A 7172-nucleotide genomic window follows, 5' to 3' on the forward strand; every position below is an offset into this window, starting at 1 on the left:
AACAAGTGGAACCGGCACAGTTTTCGCCGCCAACCGGCTGAAACCCAGACGCCATGCGGGTTTCCACCGGCCCGGCCGCCAGAAGCACTTCTTGTTCGGTAAATTTTCGCCGACGCGCTTTTCTTTTCCACTTGCCGCCGGCCGACACGCCAGCGCGCTCGCCGGCGTAATTATACGGACGCGGCTCATGGTCTTCTTTTTAGTCGCGGTGTTGGGGTTGGTGTTGGGGTTGCGTGCTCGTGACCTGACTGACGGCGGAGCGCGGCGGCAAGCGAGGAACGAGCGCGCCCTGTAACACTGACTGGCAGCACCCCGTGTGGTGGACGCGCGCAGCGCCTGACCGAAACCATGCGCAGCACATGCTGGCTTGGCAGACGCTAAGGGGCGCAAGACATAGCGCGTGTTCCGCGAACCCTTGGGCCCGGCGCAGCGCGGGGCCGGACCACCGAGCGAAGCGCAGCGCAGCGAATGGGCCGGCTTTGCGGAATGCCGCGTTATGTTAAAGCGGCCGCGCAGCGGCCGATTTACCCCGGAGGGGCTGTGCTTTTGCGTGGCAGGTAGCTGGCTGACGGCGAAGCGCGGCGGCAAGCGCCGTCGGCGCGCGCCTTGTTGTCCTGACTCGATTCATAGCGTGGGTGTTGGTATCCGCCTCGCGGCTGGCAGTACCGCGCAGCGGCTGGCCAGTCGTTGCACTGTCGAGGCCGCTACTGTTGAGGGCGTCGTTACCGCGTAACGGGCTTGATGCCCAAGTAGTCATCCCACTCAGGCGTGTTCGGCTCGATGCCCGCAAGGATCCGATCATCCTCGGTACAGATGAAACGCTCCAGCACGTCGCGTTGCGTTACGCCGTAACGTTTGGCCAACCTGGCCAGCGCCAAGGCGGCGCCAGTGCTCATCCAGGTGTTGAGCCGGCGTTCGCCGTTGCGGCCCGCCATCGGCCGACGCGCCCGGTACGCAGCTTGTCGCTCGGCTGCAGTCTTGGCCATGATCTTGCCTCCCATTCAAGTTCGTTACTGCGTAACAGTTGGACCACCACGCACTCTCTTCGTTCGCCTCAAGCTCCGCCGGTGCCCGGCTCCTCCTCATCGGCTTCGGCTTCCAATGCGGCCAACAGGTCGCTGGCGGCGTCTTCGGCCTCGCCTTGGGCGTCGGCATCCCCCGCGCTCCGCAACCGCTCCAGGCGCGCAGGATGCGTCAGCGTGTGGATCTCCTTGAGCTTGACGATGCTCACCTGCGTGTAAATCTGCGTGGTCTTCAGTTCAACGTGTCCCAGCATCGCCTGGATGAACCGGATATCGGCCCCGTTCTCGAGCATCAAGGTCGCCATCGTGTGCCGGAACAGGTGGCAGCTGCCGCGCTTGTTGATCTTGGCCGCGTCGATGATGTCGCGCACCATCTGCGTCAGCCGGTTCGGCGTGAACGGTTCGCCCAACTGCGTCAGGAACAGCGTGCCGTCGTCCTGGGCCGGCGCCAGCTCCGATCGCACGTCGTCGCGGTACTTTTGTATCCACGCCAGCGCCCGCTCGCCGATCGGAATCATCCGGTCCTTTTTGCCTTTCCCCTGCCGCACCATCATCGTGCCGCGCTCGATGTCGATGTCGAACTGGTTCAGGGCCAGGATCTCCATGCGGCGGATACCCGTGCTGTACAGGGTCTCCAGGATGGCGCGGTCGCGCAGGCCTGTCGCTGTCGTGATGTCAGGCACGTTGAGCACCCGGTCGGCCTCGGCCGCCGTCAGGATATGGCGCGGCAAGCGATGTTCCATGCGCGGCAGGTCCAGGTCCGACGCCGGGTTGTACAGGATGCGGTTGGTCTTGGTCAGCCACTTGAACCAGGCGCGGATCGGCGTCACCCGCGTGGCCTGGCTGCGTGTCGATAGCGGCTGGCCATCCTTTTTACGGTACAGGAACATGTAGCGCTGGTAGCGCTCCAGGATCGGCCGCGTGATCTCTTGCGGGCGCACCAAGCCCCGCTCGTCGCACCACAGGATGAAGTAGCGCAGATACACTTCGCGGTTGTCCGTGGTGCGGTAGCTGTAATTGCGCTCGCGCATCCATTGCAGGAACTGCTGCATCTGGTGATACAGGCTGCCCGGATCGTCGGCCGGGCCGATGACGGACAGCGGGGTGACTTGACCGCGTTTTCCCATGGCATCAACCTACGACTGCATCAACAACGGCGGCTGAAGCGGATGTACCGATTCTCTTACTACGCGTTTTCGGCACACTCGGCGCCGAATCAGCCTCTACACCCGGCACGGCCTGCCTTTCCAGCACCCGACCGCACCCCGACTGCATGCCGACCACACCCCGCCCACTGGCCGACCACTCGCTGTTTTTATCCGACCACTCGGCGCCGTTGTCGTGTTCCTTCTCGAGCGTGGCCGGGTCGATCAGCCCCATCAGGTGCGGATTGCTGTCGCCCTTGCCGTCGTACAGCAGCTCGTAGTCGGTGGACTGGCGCCGTCCGTTGAAGTGGGCGATCAGGTATTCCAGCTCCACCAGGCGCGCGAAGTACAGTTTTAGTTGCGTATCTCCCCAGCGCGTCACCTCGCGCACCTCCTTGCGCGTAAAGCGGAACGCGGCCGGCTGCATGTCCAGCGCGGCGCAGCGCTCAGCTACCCACGCTTGCAGCATCGTGAGCAGGCGCCGGGGCTGCGGCGGCAGCTCGTCGAGCGTGCGGCCCAGTACCTCGTGCGCGATCTTGTTCGCCAACGCGATATCGTCTTTGGTCACCTCGATGTATTCAAGGCGCACGTCACGATGCAGGATCGAGCGCACCGGCCGCTGGTACTGGTGCAGCAAGGCGATGGCCCGGATCAGCGTCAGGTATTTCATGTGGTCGCGCCGCATCCGCGTCTTGTCGTCCAGGAAGGTCAGCCGGTCGGCATAGGGATTGACCACGTGCACGGCTTTCAACAGCCGCTGCGCATTCTGGTGCAGGGCCATGATGCTCTGCTTGTCGTTGTCCATCATCAAGCCGGCCAGCGTCTGCTTGGCGCGCTGGCGCGCATGAATCGCCTGCGTCTGCTCGCGCGACTCGTTCACCGTCAGCACCAGGCAGCGGTTCAGCAATTCCTCGTCGACGTCGATGGCCGTCGTGGTCAGCATCAGCATCACCGGCCCCTTGACGCGGTACTGCTTCGTGATCAGGTTGCCGGTCGTGTCGTCCTTGCCCGTGCTGGCAATCGTCAGCTCGCCGTCCGACTGCAGCAGTTTTAAGGCATACGCGGCCTGGCGCACGCCTTCCTCCTCGGCGATGGCCAGTATCTTGTGCTGCAAATCCGTCTCGCCCAGGTAGAACAGGCTTTGCCCCGTCATGGCGCTGTACTGGATGCGCTCTTCAGCCGGCACCAGGTTCAGCACTGCATCCATCAGCGAGCTTTTGCCGGCCGCCGACGATGACTGAATCAGCACCGCCAGCGGTGCATCGAGCTTGCGCGACACAGCGGCCAGGTAGCCGGCCAGCAGGTTGGTCGCCTCGCCGACCACGCCGCAGCGCTCCATGTCAGCCACCAGGCGGCGCGTCAGGTCCGGCGCCTTCAACAGCACCAGGGCAGCCGCTTGTTCGCCGTCCGACAGCGTCGGCGCGGCATCCTTCGGCGCCAGCGCTTCCTGGATCGCCCCGTCCTGCAAGCCTTCCAGCTTGAGCAGCACACGGCCCAAGTCGCGCTTGATCGCCTCGTCCTGCACGCCCAGCTCAAGCGCGGCCTGCTTGATGTAGACCATGCGCTGCTTGGCGCTGTACACGTCGAGCGTGTCGACATAGTAGGCGGCATCCGCCCTGTCACTGGCGTCGCGCCGCACCTGCACGTTTACGCGCATCGTCTCCGGCGACAGGTTCTTCTGCCAGCCCCGTATGCGCCAGTGGCGGTCGCCCAGCACGAGCAGCAGTTCGCCCTTGATGGTTGACTGCTCCGCTTGTTCCCCCGCCGGCACTGCGGGCATGGCAGGCACCGGTGGCAGCTCAGGCGCCGGCATGGCGGCTAAAGAGGAAGTGTCAGCGACGGCGGCCGGCGTGGACGTCGGCGGCACATCTGCCGGCTCGGCGCGTTCAATCTCACCCGGCATTTCTTCTTTAGCCGCGCTTGTTTCCTCTAACGCATCCGGCGCCGGCTCGATGACGGTCACGCCCGGCCGCTTCCCCTTTCCCATCCATTGGGCCTGGTGCAGCAGCAGGCCTAGGCTTTTCGCGGCCGGCTGCACCTTGAGCGCGTAGTCGTTGGCGTCCATCCCCTTCGGGAACAGCACCCGGAAGCACTCAATGCCGGCGTCCATGAACTCGCCTGCCAGCTTATCGGCCGCCGCGTTGCCGGCGTCGTCGCGGTCGTAGGCGATCAGCATCCGCGTTACGCCGTAACGCTTCACCGCCTGCCAGTGATCAAGCGTGAACCCGTTCACGCCATACGCCGCGATCACGTTGCGGAAACCTGCGCACCAGAACGTCATGGCGTCGATCAACGACTCGCACAAGATGATTTCGCGGCTGGCCACCAGCGCCGCCTCGTTCCAGACGCCCTTGAGCGGGCGCGGCAGATACATGTGGCGCGGCTGGTCGGCGGGGATCTTGCCGTTCGGCGCGATGCGCCGGCCGTACAACTGCATGACTTGGCCGGCCTGCTCGGGCATGGCGCCATCCTCCATGCCGATCACCGGCACCACGATGCAGCCGTTCAGGTGCTCGTGCCCGCTGCTGCGGTACACGCCCAGCGCCTGCAATCGGGTACGGATTTCGCGCCCGGCCACGTTCTGCCCTGGCGGCAGCCGGTACGTCAGCGTGCGGTCGGCGTAGCCCAGCTTGAACACGTCGATCATCTCGCTGCTGACCAGGCCCCGACTTTGCAGGTAGGCCAGCGCGTCGGGCGACTGCTTCAGCGCCGAATGGTAGTAGTCCGTCACCTGCACCAGCAGCGCCTGCTCGTCGGCCGTGTCGGCAACTAAAGGAGGAAGGTGCCGCTGGTGGCTGCGCTTGACGCCTGCCTTATCCCCGGCCTGCCCGCCTTCCAGCGGCGCCCCGTTACGCAGTAACTGCACGGCATGCGGCAACGATACGCCCTGCGTCTTCATCACCCAGTCGATCACGCTGCCGGCCGCATTGCAGCCGAAGCAGTGGTACAGGTTCTTGCTTTCGGTAACGACCAGGCTGGCGGTGGCGTCCTCGTGGAACACGCAGCGCATCACCCAATCGCGGCCGCGCTTGGTCAGCGTGTGTCCCTGGCTCTCGATCAGACGCACCAGCGACACTTCATTTTTTAGCCGCTCGATGTCAGCTTCGGGGATACGTGCCATTTTTCGCGCTCAGCTCAAAAACCTGTCAAGGGGGTACAAATAAAAATAACCGCCTTGATCATTACTCTATTTCAGAGTATTGTCAACTCTGTTTCTAAAAACAGGAGGTATCTTATGGGGTCACACACGCACCTTTGGATGGATGCAATGGCCTCAAACGACAAGCCGTTCTTCGTAGAACTGGGCAAGCGCATCGCCCAGCTGCGCCACGAACATGGCATGACGCAGCAGCAACTGGCCGAAGTGCTCGGCATCGCGCAGCAGACGCTCGCCCACTACGAGGTGGCGCGCCTGCGCGTGCCGGCGTCGATGCTGCCGACCCTGGCCGAGACGTTTAAGGTACAGGTCGATTTGCTGCTTGGCCTGGCGGCGGTCGCCGTCCCGCGCAGTGGCAAGCGCGGGCCTGCCTCGGAGCTGGAACGCAGCATCAAGCGCATCGGCGAACTGCCCAAGCAGAAGCAGCGCTTTGTGATGGAAATGCTGGAAACGGTGCTGGCTCAGGCCAACGCTTAGCGCTCTTTCTTAGCAGCTAAAAAAGAAGCCGCACCTGGAACCCACGCGAACAGCAGTGGGTTGGGGACGGCTTTTTTTAATTTAAAAGGCATGGCAGCGGCAGACCTCGTTAACACAGACCGCCTGCAACGGCGGGCGCTACGGGCCGTTTCAGCGTCAAGCGTTAAACGCAGAATGCGGTAGCGTTTAACGCGCAAAGCCTGCAACGGCGGGCTTTGCGCCAACCCGCAGGGTTGCGTGATGTGTGAGAGATCGGCAGGGGTGGCGGGGACTCCCCGCGCACCCTGCCGTGACCGTTTCTTGCTGGGGTTTTGATACCGGAGCGGATTTTTCACAGCCCGGATGAGATACGAATAGCATACGGACAGTATACGACCAGGATACCAGTAGGATACGAACAGGATACGAGCAGTACCGTTTGGTGCCGACACTGCCACCTACTGCTCCGTCCGTGTCCGTTTGTCGGCACCCCGTGCCGTCACGCATAGGCAACGACAGGATACGAGCAGGATACGGCCGACGCCAGCTGCGTCACGCGGCCGATTTCTGCCCTACTGCCCCGCTCGTACATTCGTCGGCACCAACCCCGATGCCCCGACCTCGATGCCCGCGAGCTTTCACGGTAACGAGGTGACCTTACGTGACGTACCCAGCCTCTTTGAGATAGTGCAAAATCAAGGCGTCAATTTGCTCGTCAGGGAACTCTTCCTCCATGGCCGGGTTTAACCATTTCCGAATGGACATAGACGCAGCGGGACTGATGTTAGGAAATTCGGCCATAAGAATATAGCCCAACTCGCGTGCACCAATCGACGCATTTTCGTGCTGCAGTGCCCGAAATATTTTCGAAGCAGGACTGCCGAGTAATAATTTCTCCATCATGGCTGTCTTCTTACAAAAGTTGCCGTAAAGGCTTTGTTGGGTGCATTAACTATAACTGGTGGTTTAACGATATCAAATCCGTATTCCGAAAAGAACTTCCCTGTCCAAGTTCCTCTTGCCGCATCGAGTGGATTCATTGAATATTGCATTTTGTTGTAGTACGTATAATTGGAACTGACGTCCTTGGATCCCTTCATCCACAATGCGTCAAATTGCTTTACCTCAATACCTTCCGCAGCAAGACGGTTCATTAAGCTCGCCCCCATATCTCGGCCTGATCCGAGCGTAGGAGAAAGAGCAGGGTTGGCGCGAACATCCATTGACAACACACCATTCTTGCTAATTGTGGCTTGCAACCCATGCTTGGTGGGGTCCAGGTAGTCGAAATCAAATCCACCATCAGGACGCGACATCTTTTCAAATCTATCGGCTACATTTACACGAGGCACAGGCCGCGCGGGCCCCATAGTTACCGCCGCCCGTTCTAAG

The 7172-nt window shown here is 62.0% G+C and carries 7 protein-coding genes; 2 read left to right on the plus strand and 5 right to left on the minus strand.

The window, feature by feature from the left end; genetic code table 11:
• Nucleotides 1-295, plus strand: a 295-nt coding sequence (locus PO883_RS33270; protein WP_289313604.1) for a hypothetical protein, incomplete at its 5' end; no start/stop codon positions are given.
• A gap of 427 nt (nucleotides 296-722) precedes the next feature.
• Here PO883_RS33270 and PO883_RS33275 read toward each other — a convergent pair.
• Genes PO883_RS33275 through PO883_RS33285 form a run of 3 tightly spaced genes read right to left on the minus strand, consistent with a single transcriptional unit; the run spans nucleotide 723 to nucleotide 5288 of the window.
• Nucleotides 723-1001, minus strand: a complete 279-nt coding sequence (locus PO883_RS33275; RefSeq protein WP_289313605.1) for a hypothetical protein — start codon at nucleotides 999-1001, stop codon at nucleotides 723-725.
• A gap of 53 nt (nucleotides 1002-1054) precedes the next feature.
• The gene (gene xerC, locus PO883_RS33280; protein WP_289313606.1) at nucleotides 1055-2149 is read right to left on the minus strand and encodes a site-specific tyrosine recombinase XerC; all 1095 of its coding nucleotides are present in this window, start codon (nucleotides 2147-2149) and stop codon (nucleotides 1055-1057) included.
• A 4-nt stretch (nucleotides 2150-2153) separates the two neighbouring features.
• On the minus strand, nucleotides 2154-5288 hold the full coding sequence (locus PO883_RS33285; RefSeq protein ID WP_289313607.1) for a CHC2 zinc finger domain-containing protein: 3135 nt from the start codon (nucleotides 5286-5288) through the stop codon (nucleotides 2154-2156).
• Between the two features lie 147 nt (nucleotides 5289-5435).
• Here PO883_RS33285 and PO883_RS33290 point away from each other — a divergent pair, with 147 nt between their 5' ends.
• A complete protein-coding gene (locus tag PO883_RS33290) occupies nucleotides 5436-5801 on the plus strand; it encodes a helix-turn-helix domain-containing protein (RefSeq protein WP_289313608.1) in 366 nt (121 codons plus the stop codon).
• A gap of 636 nt (nucleotides 5802-6437) precedes the next feature.
• Here the strand turns inward: PO883_RS33290 and PO883_RS33295 are convergent.
• Both PO883_RS33295 and PO883_RS33300 read right to left on the minus strand, forming a co-directional pair.
• Complete coding sequence (locus tag PO883_RS33295) at nucleotides 6438-6683, minus strand: hypothetical protein (RefSeq protein ID WP_289313609.1); 246 nt, start codon at nucleotides 6681-6683, stop codon at nucleotides 6438-6440.
• Nucleotides 6680-7172, minus strand: a 493-nt coding sequence (locus tag PO883_RS33300; RefSeq protein ID WP_289313610.1) for a hypothetical protein, incomplete at its 5' end; no start/stop codon positions are given. The genes PO883_RS33295 and PO883_RS33300, both read right to left, overlap by 4 nt.

Origin of the sequence: Massilia sp. DJPM01 (assembly GCF_030348125.1) — a bacterium.
GTDB classification, from domain to species: domain Bacteria; phylum Pseudomonadota; class Gammaproteobacteria; order Burkholderiales; family Burkholderiaceae_D; genus Telluria_A; species Telluria_A frigida.